Origin of the sequence: Nonomuraea sediminis, assembly GCF_018531495.1 — a bacterium.
GTDB lineage: Bacteria > Actinomycetota > Actinomycetes > Streptosporangiales > Streptosporangiaceae > Nonomuraea > Nonomuraea sediminis.
In genome coordinates, this window is the sequence record NZ_JAHDTI010000002.1 from 1182192 (window position 1) to 1200906 (window position 18715).

The window sequence follows — 18715 nt, forward strand, 5'->3', positions numbered from 1 at the left end:
CGGAAAGCCGTTCTGGTTGGCCGCCCGGGAAGGTGTTTTAGCAGCTCAGCGGGGTTTTCCCGGTGTTTTTCAGTGCCCGGAAATCTCTCGTGTAATGTCCGCTCCGAGTGCCCGCATTCGATCGGCGAGGGAGGCGTGGCCGCGGTCGATGAGATAACCCGACTCGATGACCGTCTCACCTTTGGCCGCCAGTCCCGCCAGCACCAGAGCTATCCCCGAACGCAGGTCGTGCGCGGTCACCTGGGTGCCGGTCAGCGGGGTGGCGCCGCGCACGATCGCCCGGCTGCCCTCGACCTCCACGTCGGCGCCCATCTTGTTGAGCTCTCCCGCCAGGGCGAAGCGGCCGTCGAAGATGCGCTCGTGGATGTAGCTGGTGCCGTCGGCCAGCGCCGCCACGGTCATCATCGGCGACTGCAGGTCGGTGGCGAAGCCCGGGTAGGTGTCGGTGATGATGTTGATCGGGCGTAGCGGCCGCTCGCAGCGCACGTGCAGCACCGCGCCCTGGCGGGCGAAGTCGACGCCCATCTGCTCCAGCTTGTAGCGGACGACGCCCAGGTCCAGGCCGGTGCCGACGAGGCTGACGTCGCCGCCGGTGATCGCCGCGGCCATGGCGAACACGCCGGCGTCCAGCCGGTCGGGCATCACGGTGTGCTCGACGGCGTGCAGCTCGTCCACGCCCTCGACGGTGATGAAGCCGGTGCCGCCGCCGCTGATCCTGGCGCCCATCTTGGTGAGCATGTCGATGACGTCGAGCACCTCGGGCTCCAGGGCCGCGTTCTCGATCACGGTGGTGCCCTTGGCCAGGGCGGCGGCCATGATGAGGTTCTCGGTGCCGGTGTGCGAGGGGGTGTCGAGGTAGAGCGTGGCGCCGGTCAGGCCTGAGGCCTTGACGTGGATGACGGTTTCGCCCTCGTCCACGATCGCGCCGAGCCGCTTGTAGCCCAGGTAGTGGAAGTCCAGGTTGCGGCTGCCGAGGTTGCAGCCGCCGACCCCCTCCACGATCGCCTCGCCCAGGCGGTGCAGCAGGGCCGGGGTGAACAGCACGGAACCGCGGAAGCGCCTGGCGATCTCGGCCGGCAGCACCGGGCTGCTGAGCCGGGAGGCGTCGATCACCAGCGTCCGCTCCGACTCGTGCAGCTCGACGTGGGCGCCGACGGCCTGGGCCAGTTCGACGGCCCGGCGGACGTCCTCGATGATCGGTACGTTGCGCAGGACGGTGCGGCCACGGGAGGCGAGCAGAGCCGCGCCGATCATGGGCAACACGGCGTTCTTCGCGCCCTGGATGAAGGCGGTTCCACGCAAAGCGTTGCCACCGCGCACGCGGTAACGGACCATTCGTGCGGCTCCTAGGAAGGTATTTCAGGCTTGAACGGCCCAACAGTAGCCGCTAACCACACGTGACCCAGCCGATTCATCGGCTAAAGGGGACCCCCGTGAGCCGCTCGTACGCTTCCAGGTAACGGTCCCTCGTACGCCTGACCACCTCGTCGGGAAGCGACGGAGGCGGAGTTTCTCCGGATTTATCCCATCCCGATTCGGGCGAAGTTAGCCAATCACGGACGAATTGCTTGTCAAAAGACGGTTGCGGACGCCCCGGTTGCCACTGGTCGGCAGGCCAGAATCGCGAGGAGTCGGGAGTGAGCACCTCGTCGGCCAGCGTCAGCACGCCGTCGTGGTCCCACCCCAGCTCGATCTTGGTGTCGGCCAGGATGATGCCCCGCCCGAGGGCGATCTCGGCGCCGCGCTTGTAGACCTCCAGCGTGATCCGGCGCAGCTCCTCGGCGGCCTCGCCCTGGGAGGCCACGACCTGCTCGAAGGAGATGGGCTCGTCGTGCTCGCCGACGGGCGCCTTGGTGCTGGGCGTGAAGATCGGCTCGGGCAGCCGCGAGCCGTCCTCCAGGCCCGGGGGCAGCTCGACGCCCGACACGCGGCCCGTCGCGCGGTATTCCGCCAGCCCGCCGCCGGTCAGGTAGCCGCGGGCCACGCACTCGACGGGCACCATCCGCAGCGACTTGCAGACCACGCTGCGGGCGTCGGGCCCCTTGCGGATGATGTGGTTGGGCACGATGTCCTTGAGCTGCTCGAACCACCACAGGGACAGCTGCGTGAGGATGGCGCCCTTGTCCGGGATGCCGGGCTCCAGGACGTAGTCGAAGGCCGAGATCCGGTCCGAGGCGACCATCAGCAGGTCGCCCTCGTCGGTCGAGTAGAGGTCGCGTACCTTGCCGGAGTGCAGGTGTTTCATCGGGCGATGTCCGTCCTGTAGTGCGAGCCGCGCAGGCTGATCCTCGACACCAGGTCGTAGGCGTTGCGCCGGGCGGTCTCCTGGTCCGGGCCGGTGCCGACGACACTCAGCACCCGCCCGCCATTGGCCACGATGTCACCATTCTCCCGCTTTGTCCCAGCGTGGATGACATAGGCGGACTCAGTGGGCTCCAGGCCGGTGATGACGTCGCCCTTGACCGGGTCGCCCGGGTAGTTCTCGGCCGCGATCACCACCGTCACCGCCGACCCGTCGCGGAACTCCGGCTCGCCGGCGAGCGTGCCCGTCGCGCAGGCGTGCAGCAGCCCGCCCAGCGGCGTCTCCAGCCGGTCGAGCACCACCTGCGTCTCGGGGTCGCCGAAGCGCGCGTTGAACTCGATCACCTTCGGCCCCTTGGCCGTAATGGCCAGCCCCACGTACAGGACACCCTGGTACGGCAGGCCCCGCCTGCCCAGCTCGTCGACCGTGGGACGCACGACCTCGCGCATGACCTGCTCGGTCACGCCCTCCGCCAGCCACGGCAACGGCGTGTAGGCCCCCATTCCGCCGGTGTTGGGCCCCTGGTCGCCGTCGTAGGCCCGCTTGAAGTCCTGCGCGGGCTGCAGCGGCACCGCCGTACCGCCGTCGCACAGCGCGAACAGCGAGACCTCCGGCCCGTCCAGGTACTCCTCGATCACGACCCGCTCGCACGCGCGCGCGTGCTCGAGCGCGGCCTGGCGGTCATCGGTGACGACGACCCCCTTGCCCGCGGCCAGCCCGTCGTCCTTGACCACGTACGGCGGGCCGAAGGCGTCCAGCGCCTGAGCCGCCTCCTCGGCGGTCGTGCACACCCGGGAATCCGCCGTCGGCACCCCCGCGGCCGTCATGATTTCCTTGGCGAACGCCTTGGAGCCCTCGATCATCGCCGCCTCCCGCGACGGGCCGAAGCAGGCGATGCCCGCCGCCCGCACCGCGTCGGCAACCCCGGCCACCAGTGGCGCCTCGGGCCCCACCACGACCAGGTCCACGCCCAGCCGCCCGGCCAGCGCCGCGACCGCGGCGGGGTCGGTGGCCGCCACGGGGTGCAGGGTCGCGATCTCGGCGATGCCCGCGTTGCCCGGGGCACAGTGGAGTTCGCTGACCTGGGGATCGAGGCTGAGGGAGCGGCACAGGGCGTGCTCGCGCCCGCCGGAGCCGATGACTAGTACGCGCACGAGTCCCATTGTTGCAGGCCACGAACTGCCGGAATGCAGCGCAATCTTTGTGGAGTTCCACCTGATCGCAGGACCAGGCGGCGAGTATCGTCATGTTGTTCATGCGCCATGTGGTAAGTTAGGGCGGCTTTAGGGCGTCTCTCGTGATTGGAGGTGGTCCGGGATGAAACCTGGTGATCCCAGCAGTACGTGCTCGTTCACGTACGCCGAACACACCCCGACCACTCCAATCGGCAGCCTGATCGTGCCTCCACGCATTCTGTGAGGTGACTATTCGTCGCGCGTGGAGAGCGCCAGGTCGGGCGGAAAGGGACTGCCATGCGCTCGTCCACGCTTTTCCGTCGCATCAACCGTCACCCGGTTCAGCCGCACACCGCGCGCCAGCTCACGTCGCCCGTGCGTGAGGTCTGCGTACCGCCGGTCGACTCCGTCGTCGAGTACGGCGCCTACATCGAGGGCCAGAAGGTCTACGCCCCCGGCATCGTCGATGCCCTCGACCTCGTCCGCGCGCACAACGCCGTCTCCGACGGCACGCCCGCCTTCGTCTGGGTGGGGCTGCACGAGCCGGCGGCGCCGGAGGTCGAGTGGCTGGCCGAGGTCTTCGGCCTGCACCCCTTGTCGGTGGAGGACGCCGTCAAGGCCCACCAGCGGCCCAAGGTCGAGCGTTACGGCGACTCACTGTTCATGGTTCTCAAGACAGTCGCCTTCCTCGACCACGACGAGCTGACCGCCACCAGCGAGATCATCGCCACGGGCGAGATCATGGTCTTCCTCGGCGTCGACTTCGTCGTCACCGTGCGCCACGGCGAGCACTGCCCGCTGACCGAGGTCCGCGAGCGGCTCGAGGATCGGCTCGAGCTGATGAACCGCGGTCCCACCGGCGTGCTGCACGCCATCGCCGACCACGTCGTCGACCAGTACCTGCAGGTGGCCGACCTGATGCAGTTGGAGCTCGAGGAGGTCGAGGCCACCGTCTTCGCCGACGTCAGCTCCCGTGACATCAACCGGATCTACCAGCTCAAGCGGGAGATGCTCGACATGAAGCGGGCGGTGACCCCGTTGCAGGCGCCGCTCTCCGCGTTGCCGCAGCGCCGGGTGATCCCCTCGGAGATGCGCGAGTACTTCCGTGACGTCGGCGACCACCTGTCCAGGGTGTGCGAGCAGGTGGAGTCCTCCAACGAGCTGTGCAGCTCGATCCTGCAGGCCGCGCTGGCCCGCTCGAACGCGCTGGCCAACGAGGACATGCGGAAGATCTCCTCCTGGGTGGCCATCCTGGCCGTGCCCACGATGATCGCGGGCATCTACGGGATGAACTTCGACTTCATGCCGGAGCTGCACAGCATCTGGGGCTACCCCGCGGTGATCGGCGTGATGGTCACCGCGTGTCTGCTGCTGCACCGGGGATTCCGCCGCAACGGATGGTTGTGATGGTCCCCGCCGCAGCCGTTCACGGTGCTCGGGTGGAGCGTCGACGACGTCCACGCCTCTCTTTCTGATCTTGGCTTGCATACCATCCGTTATGACGGGATGAATCAGGATCCGTCCGGCGTGTGGACCACGCCGGACGGCTGTCAGGTCGCCTGGTTCCGGGATCCCGACGGCAACACGCTCTCGCTGACCTCTACACGCCCACGGGCCTGAGCGGGCCCACCGGGTCGGGCAGCGCCAGGCCGCGCTCGCGCCACAGCTCGCGCATCCTGTCCGGATAGTCGGTGACGATCCCCGCCACGCCGAGGTCGAGCATCCTGCCCGCCATCGTGACGTCGTTGACGGTCCACACCGCCACGTCCAGCTCCGCCGCCTTCGCCTGGGCCATCAGGCGCTCGTCCACCATGACGTGCTCGGGCGAGAGCGTGGTGCCCCCGGCCTCGCGCGCGGCGGCCGGGATGTCGTCACCCAGGCAGCCGTGCCAGTGCAGCGTGTCGCGCTCGATGAGGGCGAAGCGCCGGGTGCCGGGCGCCAGCCGGGCCGCGTGGCCCAGGATGCGCCAGTCGAAGCTCAGCAGCGCCGCGTTGTCCAGCCGGCCGTGCCGGTCGAGCTCGTCGACCACCATCTCGGTGAACAGGTCGGGATCGGCGGTCAGCTCCGGCCTGGTCGGGTCGGACTTCAGCTCGACGTGCAGCCGCACGCCCTCGGCGTCGTAGGCGTTGACCAGCCCGAGCACCGCGCCCAGCGTGGGCATCCTGGTCTCCGGCATCGGCACCTGGGTCAGCGCGAACGGATCGTCAGGGTGTCGCGGCAGCCGTACGCCCACATCGAGCGTGCGGAGCTGGGCGAGGGTCAGCGAGTTGATCGGTTTGCCGACGTAGGGGTAGTGGGGGTCGCCGGGTGACAGCGGGCGCGTGTCCGCGCTCGTCACGGCCGAGACCGTGAGGTCGTGTGTCAGCACCAGGCGCCTGTCGGCGGTGAGCGCCACGTCGAGCTCAAGGGCGTGCACCCCGAGCTCCATCGTGCGGCTCAGCCCCGGCAGGGTGTTCTCGGGCCACAGGCCCCTCGCTCCCCGGTGACCGTGAATCTCGACGCGCACACTCGGGACACTACCGAACAGGTACCCGTCATCCCCAGGTGCCACGCCGTGTCCTTTTTGCACCGTTAACCGGTCTGTCGGAGCGTTGCCGTAGCCTGTCCGTTATGAGGCAGGCTGTCAGGACCGTCCGACCCGAAATGGTGCGGGCTTGGGTGGCCGGCTGGGTCGTCTCGCGGCAGGCGCCCGCGCCCGTCGAGGAGCCCTGGGGCCTGCGCGTCGACGTCGGCCTGCCCGGCCACGTGGCCAGGCACATCGTGCCCGACCCCGACCCGTCGACGCTGCGCCACCTCACCGAGACCATCACCACGCCCGGCACCTGGCTCAAGCTCTGCGCGCCCGCCGACGCGGTCGCGCCCTACCTGCCCAAGGGCTGGTCCATCCAGCCGCCGGAGTACATGATGACCGCGCCGCTGAAGCGCGGCCCCATCCGGGTGCCGCCGGAGTACACGATCGCCGTCACTCCCCGGGCCAACGTCACCGTGGCCCGGCTGCTCACCCACGAGGGCGAGATCGCCTCGCGCGGCCAGATCGCCATCGCCGGGCGGCACGCGGTCGTCGACCAGGTCGAGACGGCCCCCGCGCACCGCAGGCGCGGCCTGGGGCGCGTGGTGATGACGGCCCTGTCCTCGGCCGCCGCCACCCGCACCGGCGTCCTGGTGGCCACCCCGGAGGGCGCTGCGCTGTACTCCACCCTCGGCTGGACCCACGTCACCGACGTCACCGCGGCGGTATTCAGGTGATCCTGTACAGCAAGATTCTTCTGTACGGCAGGCCGCCCCACCGGCCGCCCGCCGTCGCGCGCTGACGAACCGCGCCCGGCGCTTCCGGCGAGTCGATGACGCTTGCCCACCGTCACGGCGTGTCGTCGTCGTGGGCCCACGGCCTCCGGCTCACCGCCGCACAGGGCGCCGCCCTCCGCCGACCCACGTCCCGCCGCCCCGGCGCCTGGGTGCGCGTGCCGGGGGACGCCAGAGCGCCCGCCGGGTTCACGCCAGGCCCCTGCGCTCGGGTTCACGCGAGATCCCGGGCTAGGTTCACATGAGGCCCTGGGCCCGCTTCACGTGAAGCTGCGGGGCGGGTTCACGCGAGGGTCCAGGTGGGTTACCGGCGGTTTCAGGCGCCGCGTCGGCGAGTTGTGGGTCGGCGAAGTCGGCGCCTCTTGCGGTGGGAAACCCAAGACCGTGGGACGCGCATCACGGGCGCCGTGACGGCGGGCAAGTGTCGCCGACTCGCCGGAAGCGCCGGTCACAGGCCCTGAGCCGGAGTACGGCGGGCGGCCGGAGGGGCGGCCCGCCGTACAGGAGAACTCACCCGACGATAGATGTCAGACGAGCGGACGAACGACGAGGGTTTGGTCGCGGCCGGGGCCGACGCCGATGGCGGAGATGGGGGCGCCGCTCATCTCCTCCAGCGTGCGGACGTAGGCGCGGGCGTTGGGCGGCAGGTCGTCCAGCGACTTGGCGCCGCTGATGTCCTCCTGCCAGCCGGGGAACTCCTCGTAGATCGGCTTGGCGTGGTGGAAGTCGGTCTGCGTCATCGGGATCTCGTCGTGGCGCACCCCGTCGACGTCGTAGGCCACGCAGACCGGGATCTTCTCCAGCCCCGACAGCACGTCCAGCTTGGTGAGGAAGAAGTCCGTGATGCCGTTGATGCGCGTGGCGTAGCGGGCGATGACCGCGTCGAACCAGCCGCATCGCCGGTTGCGGCCGGTCGTGACCCCGTACTCGCCGCCGGTCGTGCGCAGCCAGTCGCCCATCTCGTCGGTGAGCTCCGTCGGGAACGGGCCCGAGCCCACGCGGGTCGTGTAGGCCTTGAGGATGCCGATGATCTTGGTCAGCCGGTTCGGCGGGATGCCCGAGCCGGCGCAGGCGCCGCCGCTGGTCGGCGAGGACGAGGTGACGAACGGGTAGGTGCCGTGGTCGAGGTCGAGCAGCGTGCCCTGACCACCCTCCAGCAGCACGAACTTGCCCTCGTCCAGCGCCTGGCTGAGCACCAGCGACGTGTCGGCGATGTACGGCTTGAGGCGTTCGGCGTAGGCCAGGTACTCCTCGAGCACCTTCTCCGACTCGATGCCGCGGCGGTTGTAGATCTTGGTGAGCACCTGGTTCTTCTCGACCAGCGCCGCCTCGATCTTCTTGGCCAGGATGCCCGGGTCGAGCAGGTCCTGCACGCGCACGCCGATGCGGTAGACCTTGTCGCCGTAGGCGGGCCCGATGCCGCGGCCCGTCGTGCCGATCTTGTTCTGGCCCAGGAAGCGCTCGGTGACCTTGTCGATCGCCTTGTGGTGGGGCATGATCAGGTGCGCGTCGGCCGAGATCAGCAGGCGCTCGGCCGAGATTCCGCGGGCGGCCAGGGTGTCGATCTCCTCCAGCAGCACGCCGGGGTCGATGACGACACCGTTGCCGATGACCGGGATCACGTGCGGCGAAAGGATTCCGGTGGGGAGCAGGTGCAGTGCGTATTTCTGGTCACCGATGACCACGGTGTGACCCGCGTTGTTGCCACCCTGATAGCGGACGACGTAGTCGACGTCGCCACCGAGCAGGTCGGTGGCCTTGCCCTTGCCCTCATCGCCCCACTGGGCACCCACGAGTACGGCAGCCGGCATGGTTCTTGTCTCCCGTGCACAAAACGAAAACCCCTGGCGCAAGCGCGACAGGGGCTCTTGCGTAGAGATGCTACCCCACGAGGGCGTTATAGCCGGTTTCGCTGCTGTCCTTGAGGAACTGCAGGCACCGCTCGGCCTCGTCCTTCTCGCCGATGGACTGGGCGGCCCTGTGCAGCGCGTACAGGCAGCGCAGGAAGCCCCGGTTGGGCTCGTGCTCCCAGGGGATCGGGCCGTGTCCCTTCCAGCCGCTGCGCCGCAGTTGGTCCAGCCCTCGGTGGTAGCCGGTGCGGGCGAAGGCGTAGGAGGTCACCGCGTGTCCGTTGGCGAAGTACTCCTCCGCGAGCGTGGCCCACGCCGCCGGGTAGCCGGGGAAGCGGGCGGCCACGTCGGAGGCCTTGGCGCCGGATTCGAGCGCCTCTCGGGCCTCGGGCAGGTCCGGCAGATGGGTCGGGGGCGGCCCGGCGAGAAGGTTATCCATAGAAATAGTCATACCCGCCGGGCCGCGCCTGTGACTAGGTGATCTTCGTCCCGGCGGACTTGAGGTCCTGGCACGCCTGCGCGACGCGGGCGGCCATGCCCGCCTCGGCCGACTTGCCGTAGGAGCGCGGGTCGTAGACCTTCTTGTTGCCGACGTCGCCGTCGACCTTGAGGACGCCGTCGTAGTTCTTGAACATGTGGTCGGCGATCGGCCTGGTGAAGGCGTACTGCGTGTCGGTGTCGATGTTCATCTTCACCACGCCGTAGGAGATCGCCTCGTGGATCTCGCTCAGCAGCGAGCCCGAGCCGCCGTGGAAGACGAGGTTGAACGGCTTGTCCACGCCGTACTTGGCGCCGACCGCGTCCTGGATCTCCTTGAGTACGGCCGGCCGCAGCTTGACGTGGCCGGGCTTGTAGACGCCGTGCACGTTGCCGAAGGTCGCGGCGAGCATGTAGCCCTCGAGGCCGACGGCCTCCGCGGTGGCCAGCGCGTCCTCGGGCGTGGTGTAGAGCTTCTCGTTGATCTCCCCGACGACGCCGTCCTCCTCGCCGCCGACGACGCCGATCTCCATCTCCATGACGATGTTGGCGCGCCGGCACTTCTCGAGGAGCTCCTTGGCGATCTCCAGGTTCTCCTCCAGCGGAACGGCGGAGCCGTCCCACATGTGCGACTGGAAGATCGGGTCGCCGCCCTTCTCCAGCGAGAGCTCGACCAGCGGCCGCATGAAGCCGTCGAGCTTGTCCTTCGGGCAGTGGTCGGTGTGCAGGGCCACCGTGACCGGGTAGTTCCTGGCCACGACCCGGGCGTATTCGGCCAGCGCCACGGCACCGGTCACCATGTCCTTGACGGTGGCGCCGGACAGGAACTCGGCCCCGCCGGTGGACACCTGGATGATCCCGTCGCTCTCCGCCTCGGCGAAACCGCGCAGAGCGGCGTTCAACGTCTGAGAAGAGGTCACGTTGATCGCCGGATAGGCGAACCCGCCTGCTTTGGCCCGGTCGAGCATCTCGGCGTAGACCTCTGGAGTTGCTATAGGCATGGTCCATCTCTCCCTGAGAAAGTACGGCTTCGCGCAGCCCCAGTATCCCGGCTCTCTACCCGCCGTGGTAGGCACAACGCCCGGTAGAGTCACTGCGTGGACTGGCTTTCGAACCTGCTCGACCCGACCTGGTGGCTCACGCTGCTCGGCGCCTTCGCGACCGTGGGCACGCTTGCCATCATCTTCGCCGAGACGGGCCTGCTCATCGGGTTCTTCCTACCCGGTGACTCGCTTCTTGTAGCCGCGGGCATCTTCAGCTCCGCGGCCGCGGCGAAGGGGATCGGCATCGAGCCGCTGTCCTTCCCCCTGCTGCTCATCGGCACGCCGCTGTGCGCGGTCGCCGGTGCCCAGCTCGGTCACCTGATCGGGGTGAAGGTGGGGCGCAGGCTGTTCGACAAGCCCGACTCGCGGCTGTTCAAGCGCGAGTACGTGGAGAAGGCCGAGCACTTCTTCATCAAGTTCGGCCCCGCCAGGGCGGTGATCATCGCTCGCTTCGTGCCGATCGTGCGCACGTTCATGAACCCGGTCGCCGGCGTGCTGGAGATGCCCGCCCGCAGGTTCTTCCTCTGGAACGCGATAGGCGGCGTGCTGTGGGTCGAGAGCATGCTGCTCATCGGCCACTTCCTGGGCAACCAGGTCGACCCCACGAAGATCGACAAGTACATCCTGCCCGGCGTCTTCATCATCGTGGCGATCTCGCTCATCCCGATCATCGTCGAGGTCGTCAAGACCAAGAGGGCGGGCAAGAAGCCGCCCGCGCCGACGGGCAAGCATCACAGGATCACCGACACTCACCGTTAAGGGTTACTGGCGGGTACGCTCCCCCTGTGGGACGCCACAGGTCAGATCCGATGGGCCTCGCCCGCCTCGCGCTCGTCGTCCTGGCGGGTGCCGGCCTGGTGACGCTCCTGGTCATCGGCGGGCGGGCGCTGCTCAGCGCGCTCGACACGCGGCAGACGCCCGCGGCCGCGCCTTCCTCCGCCGCGCCCTCGACCAGCGCCCAGGTGCCGACCGTCCGCATCGAGTGCGTGGCCGACACCTGCCCGCTGGTCACCGTGCGCGTGCCCGGCGGCGACGTGCTGCAGTATCGCGACATGAGCAGGGGCGAGGAGGTCAGCTACTTCGACCCCGAGCTCGACGTGGTGCTCAGCGACGCGGGCACCGTCCGCGTCTCCGTGAACGGCAAGCAGCGGGCGGAGGGCAAGCCTGGCGCCCGCGAGGCGTTCACAGTTCGAGGTCGCTGAGGGTGTAGGCGTAGCGGTACTCCAGGCCCTCCTCGGCCAGCTTGGGGGCGGCGCCGCGCTCCACGATCGTCACCACCGCCACCACCTCGGCGCCCGCCTCGCGCAGCGCCTCGACGGCGGTCAGCACCGAGCCGCCCGTGGTCGAGGTGTCCTCCAGGGCCAGCACGCGCCGCCCCTGGACGTCGGGACCCTCGATCCTGCGCTGCAGGCCGTGCACCTTCTGCGCCTTGCGCACCACGAAGGCGTCCAGGGTCCGTCCGCGCGCGGCCGCCGCGTGCAGCATGGCCGCCGCCACCGGGTCGGCGCCCAGCGTCAGACCGCCGACCGCGTCGTAGTCCAGGTCCTCGGTCAGGTCGAGCAGCACCTTGCCCACCAGCGGCGCGGCCACGCCGTCCAGGGTGATCCTGCGCAGGTCGACGTAGTAGTCGGCCTCCTTGCCCGACGACAGCACCACCTTGCCGTGCACCACGGCCTTCTTCTTGATCTCTGCCAGCAGGTTGTCGCGATCCGTCATGCGCTCAAGCTTAGGGTCCGCACCAGCGTGAGAGCCTGCCCGTACGCCTCGGGCAGTGCCCTGACGGTCACCCGCGGCCGCATGCCGTACCCGATCCTGGCGGTGCGCAGGCGGGCCACCCGCGCGGGCAGCTCGCCGCAGGTGCGGGCCAGCGCGCCCACCCTGACGGGCGCGAGCACCGCGAGCGTCTCGTCGCCGGTGAACACCTCGCGCAACGTCGCGGCCAGGCCCAGCATCGCCGCCAGCCGCTCCGCCAGCTCGCCCGGCTGCCGGTACGGCTCGGCCACCACGAGCCGGTGCGAGCCGCCGGCCGAACCCCGGTACAGCTCGCCCAGCCGGGTGCGCAGGTAGGTGGCGGTGGCCAGCCCGGTCAGCGGGTCCTCGCAGGCGAGCTCGGCCATCGGCGCGAAGCTCGCCTCGGTCCAGCCGGTGGCGAACGAGCGCACCGCCGCGAACGGCGGCTCACCCCTGTCCAGCGCCGTGAACAGCGCGGCCAGGTCCGTCATGCCCTCGGCGATGCCCACGCCGGCGCGGGCGCGGGCGCCGCCCAGCGCCAAGCACGCGTGGGAAAGGTCGTGGCCCCTGTTCACGGCCTTGATCGCGTGCTCGACGGCGGGCGTCCACCAGTCCTCGGGCATGGACCAACCGGCCGCCAGGCTCCTCGCGCGCCACCGCGTCAGCAAAGATCCAGGAATGTCCTTGTCCATCTGTCCTCCGAAGGGGATTCCGAAGGTAAAGACGGCGCTTCGGTTTAGTCATGACGCGGAATGCGGAATGATTCCGCGGGGCAACCCCGCGTAATCGTGAGGTCACTATGAGTGTCGAATCGCCACAAAGCGACGCAGATCTGCTCGAAGCCGTACGAGGTGGAAACGCTGCCGCCTACGGCGAGCTCTACGAGCGGCACGTGGCGGCCGCGCGATCGATGGCCAGGCAGCTCGTCAGGAGCCAGTCCGAGGTCGAGGACGTGGTGGCGGAGGCGTTCACCAAGATCCTGGATCTGGTCGGCCGGGGCGGCGGGCCGGAATCGGGCTTCCGCACCTACCTGCTGACCGTGGTGCGCAGGACCGTCTACGACCGGACCCGGGTGGAGCGCCGGCAGGTGACCACCGGCGAGATCGAGGAGTACGACCCCGGGGTCCCCTTCGTCGACCCGGCCCTGGCCGGGCTGGAGAAGTCGCTCATCGCCAGGGCGTTCCTGTCACTGCCCGAGCGGTGGCGGGCCGTGCTCTGGCACACCGAGGTGGAGAACGCCAAGCCCGCCGACGTCGCGCCGCTGCTCGGCCTGTCGGCCAACGGCGTGGCCGCGCTGGCCTACCGCGCCAGGGAGGGGCTGCGCCAGGCCTACCTGCAGATGCACCTGGCCGCCTCGCCGCAGGAGGACTGCTGGCCCACGCTCGGCCTGATGGGCGCCTACGTGCGCGGCGGGCTGGCCAGGCGCGACACCAAAGCCGTCGACAATCACGTGAACGGCTGCGACGAGTGCCACTCCGTGCTGCTCGAACTGACCGACGTCAACAGCGGCCTGCGCGTCATCGTCGGACCCCTCATCGCGGGCCCGGCCTTCACCGGCTACATCGCGGCCGCGCTCAAGACCGGCGGGGCGTCCGGGCTGCTGCACGCGCTCGGCTGGATCAGGCGGGCGCCCAAGCAGCAGCAGGCCGCCGTGGTGGGCGGCACCGCGGTCGCCGTCGCCGCCGCGGCGGTGCTGATGCTCGTCTCCAGCAAGGAGCCGATGCGCAAACCGGCCCCCACGCCGCCCGTCGCGCTGCCACCCGTCACGCAGGAGCCGCCGCCCGTCAAACCCTCCGCCAAGCCGACCAAGCCTGCCAAGGTGCTGGTGCCGCCCACCGCGAAACCCGCCAGGGCGCGCCTGCGCGCCACGATCGACCCGCTGGGCTCGCTGGTGCGGGCCCAGCCGGGCATCGTCGGGATGCGGCTGCGCAACTCGGGCAAGGGACCGAGCCGCGACCTGGAGGCGGAGGTCGCGCTGCCGCCCGGCGTCACCCTGCTGGCCCCGGGCAGCCGCGGCAACGGCGTGGCACTGGTCGACCCGGTCGGCACCGTCGACGGCTGGTCCTGCCGAACCACCCAGGTGGGCGCGCTCTGCGCCAGGGGGCCGCTGGGCGCGGGCCAGGGCACGGCGGTGTTCCTGCGGGTCCAGGTGTCGTCCCGCGCCCCCGAGGGCGCCGGCCCCGCGGTGCGGATCACCTCGGGAGGCCTGCGGGTGCAGGCGCAGGCGGCCCAGGGCGTTCAGTCGGCGGGCGCGCCCGCCAGGTTCGCCACCGACGGCAACGTGGTCGTCAGCTCGATCGGCAACTCGCTGCTGACCTGCCCGTCCGACCGCGCCGGGTGCGCGGAGACGCTCCAGCGCAAGGGCGACCGCCGCGACAACGACCTGTGGCCGCTGGTCCCCCGCGACCAGGACCACGACCCCCGTACCGCCGCCTCGAGCGCCGCCCGGCTCGAGCTGCCCAAGGGCGGCCAGGTCGTGTGGGCCGGGCTCTACTGGTCGGCCAGCGTCGAGACGGGCGGCCCGATCAAGATCAAGGCACCGGGACGCAGGCGGTACCTGGCCATCAGGCCCACCGAGGTGCTGGCGCGCGACATGCCGGTGGGCCCCGGCTACCAGGCCTTCGCCGACGTCACCGCCCTGGTCGGTACGGCCCGCCGCAAGGGAACGTGGTGGGCGGCCGACGCTCCCATGCGGCCAGGGGTGTCGCAGCACGCCGGGTGGAGCCTCGTGGTGATCGCGACCGATCCGGCGCAGCCGTACAGCCAGGCGGTCGTGCTCGACATGGCCACGGTCGTCGGCGGGCCGCACCCCACGGTGGAGCTGCCGCTCGGCGGGCTGATCCCGGCGGCCTCGCCGGCGCGGGTGGAGCTGGTGACGTGGGAGGGCGACGCGGATCTCAAGGGCGACAAGGTCTCGCTCGGCGCCGGGCCGCTCACGCCGGCCGGGGGAGACGCGGATCCGGACGACGTCTTCGACGGCTCCTCCAACGGCGCCCAGGAGATGACGTTCGGTACCGACGTGGACACGTTCAGTGCCATGCTCGGTCCGGCGCCGAAGCTTTCGATAGCGACCAGGAAGGACGTGGTGCTGTTCGGAGTGGCCGCCGTGAGCGTACGCGCACGCTCGTGACCATAACGGGACAAACTGGTACGGTCTGCCTACCTGATCTGGCGTATCGTCGCGCCAGGGGGGAATCGTCGGGATTAACCCTCGCGCGATCACCTGCTTCATTACCCTGAGAGAGGGCCGCCGAGTCCGGCTCTGACGGTGCAGGGCCGGCAAGGTCGGGCCACCAAGAAAGGGGCGGTGTCAGTGGATCGCTGCGCGCTGTTCGTGGACGCTGGCTATCTGCTGGCCGACGGCGCGATGGCCGTGCATGGGACCCGCCATCGTGAAGCCGTCTCGTGGGACTACCCCGGGCTGCTGCAGCTGCTGACCAACCTTTCCCGCGAGCGCACCGGCCTGCCGCTGCTGCGCTGCTACTGGTACGAGGCGACCGTCGAGGGCCGCCGCACCCCCGAGCACGACGCGCTGGCCGACATCCCCGGGCTCAAGCTGCGCCTGTCGCGCATCAGGCCGGGCCGCCGCGAGGGCGTGGACGCCCAGGTCCACCGCGACCTGATGACGCTGGCCCGCAACAGCGCGATCTGCGACGCGGTCGTCGTCAGCGGCGACGAGGACCTGGCCCAGGTCGTCTGCGACGCCCAGGACCTCGGCATCAGGGTGACCGTCGTGCACATCACCGCCGACGGCAGCTGGGCCGTCTCGCGCACGCTCAGACAGGAGAGCGACGACCTCATCGAGATCGGCGGCGGCCACCTGCGGCCCTACGTCAACCTGGTGACCGGCGCCGCCGAGTCGGCCAACGGGCACCAGCCGGTCAGCAACGGGCAGGCCGCGCACTCGCTGCCGCCCGCGCCACCGCCGCCGACTCCCCAACCGCCCAGCGGGGGCCACTCCATCGCCAACGCGCCCACGCAGAGCCAGCCCACCTCCAACGGGCCCGCTCCGGTCTCCCGTCCCCCGTCCACGCCGCCCGCGCTCCCGTCCTACTCCAGCTACCAGGAGCCTCCCGCGGCGCCCCAGCAGCCCGCACCGCCCCCTGCGGCCCCTCCCACGGGACCGGTCCAAACGCCGTCGGCCTCGCCCTCGACCGGGCAGTTCGCCTCCCCGTCCAGCGCCTCCTACGGGCCGTACACAGGGCCACAGCCCGCCCCCGTCTCACCGCCGCCCGCGGCCACGGCCGGCGCCACCACGCTCGCGGACGCGGTCAAGGCGGCACACAGGGAAGGCCACGACTTCGGCGAGTCGGTCGCCCGCGACGCGCCCGCGCTCTGGCTCGAGGCGGTCCTGGCGCGCAAACCGCGCATGCCCTCCGACCTGGAGGCCCGCCTCCTCCAGGGATCGTCACTGCCGATCGACTTCCTGCTGCACGACGAGGTCCGTCACGCCCTGCGCCGCGGCTTCTGGGACGCCCTCGAACGCGCCCGCCGCTGACCCTCGCGCCCCTCACCCGCCCTCGCAGCCACCCTTGTCCCGCGCGCCCCTCACGCGCCTCGCAGCCACGCTCCCATCGCTTTCCGTACGGCCAGCCGTATCACTTCGGCACGGCCCGGCCCTATCGCTTCGGCATGGGCCGGCCACGGTGAATGCCGAGGAGAAGGGGTACGGCGAGCAGCGGAAACGCCGGGTCACCAGCGCAGCAGCGCCGCGACCCCGTTGTAGTCGGCCAGGTCGGCGGCCGCCTCCCCGGTGAGGATCGTGACCTCCGCGCTGCTCTCCAGCGCCCGCTCGATCATCCGCTCCCCGAGATCGGGCTCGTCGATCACCTCGACCCCGTCCGGCGTCTCCCCGGCGCCGTACAGGTACCCGTCGGGCCCGCTGCCCCCGCGCCACTGTCCCGACTCGTCGAGCAGGAGCCGCTCCACGCGCCCCTCGTTGAGCAGGGCGAGCGTCTGGTTCAAGCCCAGCACCCCCCGGCCGCCCGACAAGGCCGCGTCCTTGACCCGGCTCACCAGCGCCTGATCCCGCCGAGCCCTGGCCTCGGCCAGCTGGTCGGACACGTGCCTGACCACCTCGCCCGCCGGCAGGTTGTCGATGATCGTGTCCACCTGGACGACGTGCATGGGATGCAGCGCCGCGGCCAGCGTCTCGGTCAGCCGCGCGTCGCCCACCAGCAGCACGTCGGTCCAGCCCAGCTTGCCGGCCCGCTCGGCGACCTGCGGCGCCTGCGTGTGCAGGAAGCGGTTCAGGTTGTCGTCGATCCTGCGGTGGAACTTGTCGACCTGGTTCGCGACCTGCTGCGACACGGCGGGGCTGCCGGGCCCGCGCATGGTCCGCCAGTCATCGGTGTCGAGCTCGAAGGTCACGCGGGAGATGTCCTCCGCCACGCCCTGCCGGTAGTCGACCAGCCGCAGCCCGTCCCTGGAGACCACGACGACGCCGGCCGGGGTGCTCGTGGCCACGGCGGAGACCAGGGGCCGCAGGTACGCGGTCGACTCCAGCATGGCCTTGTCGCCCATCGGGAGCTGCAGGGAGACCTTGCGCACCTCGCCCCCGCTCAGCGGCGCGAACATGGCGCGCCCGATCCCCGGCACCCGCGGGTCGATGAGCTCGCGGATATCCAGTTCCAGCGACTCCATCGCATCCAGCACGAGCTGGCGCCGCTCCCTGTCGGGCCAGGTCGCGACGTGCTCGCGGATGGCGGTCAGCTCGTTGCGCAGCCGGATGTCCCAGGCGGGCCTGGCCGCGGCCTCCTCGCGGGGGTCGGCGGTGGCGAAGAGGGACAGCACGCCCAGCTCGTCCTTCATGGCGACGAGCTCGCGGAGAATTGCCTGATCGAATACCACGTCGGTTCTCCCTTGCGGTCGGCTCACTGCCGAGCCTAGGGATCGAAATACCCCCAAACATCACTCCAAGCGGACATTTCCCCCGAATTTACGGACCCCGGTCACGCCCGTTGCCCACCGCCCGCGATCACCCACACCACCTGCCGACCACGCCCCCGCCGACCACGCTCGGACACCTCCCACCGACCACGCCCCCGACCACGCTCAGGCACGCCGCCCGCCGACCCGCCCGACGAGCTCGCTCACCGACCAGGCTCAGGCACGCCGCCCGCCGTACTGCCCTGCTCGCCGTTCAGGAGGAGCGGCTGGACGCCTTGCCTGCCGTACTCGCAGACGTACGGCAGGCCGCGGCGTTCAGGAAAGCGCGTCGAAGCCCGAACGCAGGTGGGCGACGCGTTCGGCGAGATCCGCCAGCGGACCCGCCAGCGCAGGATCCTGGGACTTGCGGGCGAGCTCCCGCGCCCGCCCCAGCTCGTCCTCCACGGCCGTCAGGCGGCGCGACAGCTCGGGCAGGATCGTGCCCTGGTCACCGGCACCGGGAGGCAGCTCGGCGCTGACCCTGTCGCGCAGCATCGCGGACTGCTCGGTCAGGCGCTTGTTCATGTTGTACAGCTCGGTGAACACCGACACTTTGGCCCGCAGCACCCACGGGTCGAACGGCTTGGTGAGGTAGTCGACGGCCCCGGCGGCGTAGCCGCGGAAGGCGTAGTCGGGGGCGCTGTCGACCACGGTCAGGAAGATGATCGGGATGTTCCTGGTGCGCTCGCGCCGCTTGATGTGGGCGGCGGTCTCGAAGCCGTCCATACCGGGCATCCGCACGTCGAGCAGGATCAACGCGAACTCGGTGTTGAGCAGGGCCTTGAGGGCCTCTTCGCCCGACCGGGCGCGCACCGGCACCAGGTCGAGCGAGCTGAGGATGGCCTCAAGCGCGATGAGGTTCTCCTCGCGGTCGTCGACGAGGAGGATCTTGGCTCGGTCTGGCAT

At 70.4% G+C, this 18715-nt stretch carries 17 protein-coding genes; 6 read left to right on the plus strand and 11 right to left on the minus strand.

Translation table 11 applies throughout. The features are described from left to right. Window positions 1-69: 69 nt before the first annotated feature. The 3 genes from murA to purD all read right to left on the minus strand — a co-directional run bounded on the left by murA (window position 70) and on the right by purD (window position 3456). Complete coding sequence (murA, locus tag KIK09_RS13740) at window positions 70-1335, minus strand: UDP-N-acetylglucosamine 1-carboxyvinyltransferase (RefSeq protein ID WP_214319492.1); 1266 nt, start codon at window positions 1333-1335, stop codon at window positions 70-72. A gap of 76 nt (window positions 1336-1411) precedes the next feature. Continuing rightward, window positions 1412-2245: a phosphoribosylaminoimidazolesuccinocarboxamide synthase gene (locus KIK09_RS13745; RefSeq protein WP_214319493.1), complete on the minus strand. Its 834-nt coding sequence runs from the start codon at window positions 2243-2245 to the stop codon at window positions 1412-1414. Then, complete coding sequence (gene purD / locus KIK09_RS13750) at window positions 2242-3456, minus strand: phosphoribosylamine--glycine ligase (protein ID WP_214319494.1); 1215 nt, start codon at window positions 3454-3456, stop codon at window positions 2242-2244. Before purD ends, KIK09_RS13745 begins: the two co-directional genes overlap by 4 nt. Window positions 3457-3774: 318 nt before the next feature. On the opposite strand from purD, the gene corA reads away from it, so the two are divergent. Next, window positions 3775-4884 (plus strand): magnesium/cobalt transporter CorA, encoded by a 1110-nt coding sequence (gene corA, locus KIK09_RS13755; RefSeq protein WP_214319495.1) that lies wholly within the window; start codon window positions 3775-3777, stop codon window positions 4882-4884. A gap of 193 nt (window positions 4885-5077) precedes the next feature. Here corA and KIK09_RS13760 read toward each other — a convergent pair whose 3' ends face one another. Next, window positions 5078-5983 carry a glycerophosphodiester phosphodiesterase family protein gene (locus KIK09_RS13760; RefSeq protein ID WP_214319496.1) on the minus strand — a complete coding sequence of 302 codons (906 nt, stop codon included), beginning with the start codon at window positions 5981-5983 and terminating at the stop codon, window positions 5078-5080. Window positions 5984-6087: 104 nt separating this feature from the next. Between KIK09_RS13760 and KIK09_RS13765 the strand changes: the two genes are divergently transcribed. After that, complete coding sequence (locus KIK09_RS13765; protein ID WP_250572925.1) at window positions 6088-6723, plus strand: GNAT family N-acetyltransferase; 636 nt, start codon at window positions 6088-6090, stop codon at window positions 6721-6723. Between the two features lie 584 nt (window positions 6724-7307). Here KIK09_RS13765 and KIK09_RS13770 read toward each other — a convergent pair. The 3 genes from KIK09_RS13770 to fbaA form a co-directional block, all read right to left on the minus strand. Next, complete coding sequence (locus KIK09_RS13770; protein ID WP_214319497.1) at window positions 7308-8591, minus strand: adenylosuccinate synthase; 1284 nt, start codon at window positions 8589-8591, stop codon at window positions 7308-7310. A 70-nt stretch (window positions 8592-8661) separates the two neighbouring features. Beyond that, window positions 8662-9069: a DUF3151 domain-containing protein gene (locus KIK09_RS13775; protein WP_214319498.1), complete on the minus strand. Its 408-nt coding sequence runs from the start codon at window positions 9067-9069 to the stop codon at window positions 8662-8664. 34 nt (window positions 9070-9103) lie between these two features. Continuing rightward, window positions 9104-10108, minus strand: coding sequence for a class II fructose-bisphosphate aldolase (gene fbaA / locus KIK09_RS13780; RefSeq protein ID WP_214319499.1), 1005 nt, complete (start codon window positions 10106-10108; stop codon window positions 9104-9106). Between the two features lie 96 nt (window positions 10109-10204). Here fbaA and KIK09_RS13785 point away from each other — a divergent pair, with 96 nt between their 5' ends. Next, window positions 10205-10909, plus strand: a complete 705-nt coding sequence (locus tag KIK09_RS13785; protein WP_214319500.1) for a DedA family protein — start codon at window positions 10205-10207, stop codon at window positions 10907-10909. A 50-nt stretch (window positions 10910-10959) separates the two neighbouring features. Next, on the plus strand, window positions 10960-11352 hold the full coding sequence (locus tag KIK09_RS13790) for a hypothetical protein (protein WP_214319501.1): 393 nt from the start codon (window positions 10960-10962) through the stop codon (window positions 11350-11352). Here KIK09_RS13790 and pyrE read toward each other — a convergent pair. After that, the gene (gene pyrE / locus KIK09_RS13795; protein WP_214319502.1) at window positions 11333-11866 is read right to left on the minus strand and encodes an orotate phosphoribosyltransferase; all 534 of its coding nucleotides are present in this window, start codon (window positions 11864-11866) and stop codon (window positions 11333-11335) included. The two genes, KIK09_RS13790 and pyrE, sit on opposite strands and share 20 nt — an antisense overlap. After that, entirely contained in the window at window positions 11863-12573 is a 711-nt protein-coding gene (locus tag KIK09_RS13800) for a hypothetical protein (protein WP_214319503.1), read from the minus strand. The genes pyrE and KIK09_RS13800 overlap by 4 nt, the downstream gene beginning before the upstream one ends. 107 nt (window positions 12574-12680) lie before the next feature. On the opposite strand from KIK09_RS13800, the gene KIK09_RS13805 reads away from it, so the two are divergent. After that, a complete protein-coding gene (locus tag KIK09_RS13805; protein WP_214319504.1) occupies window positions 12681-15011 on the plus strand; it encodes a sigma-70 family RNA polymerase sigma factor in 2331 nt (776 codons plus the stop codon). 183 nt (window positions 15012-15194) lie between these two features. Then, entirely contained in the window at window positions 15195-16379 is a 1185-nt protein-coding gene (locus tag KIK09_RS13810; protein WP_214319652.1) for an NYN domain-containing protein, read from the plus strand. Between the two features lie 194 nt (window positions 16380-16573). On the opposite strand, the gene KIK09_RS13815 is transcribed toward KIK09_RS13810, so the two are convergent. Further along, on the minus strand, window positions 16574-17731 hold the full coding sequence (locus tag KIK09_RS13815; protein WP_214319505.1) for a VLRF1 family aeRF1-type release factor: 1158 nt from the start codon (window positions 17729-17731) through the stop codon (window positions 16574-16576). Window positions 17732-18085: 354 nt separating this feature from the next. Beyond that, a complete protein-coding gene (locus KIK09_RS13820; RefSeq protein WP_214319506.1) occupies window positions 18086-18715 on the minus strand; it encodes a response regulator in 630 nt (209 codons plus the stop codon).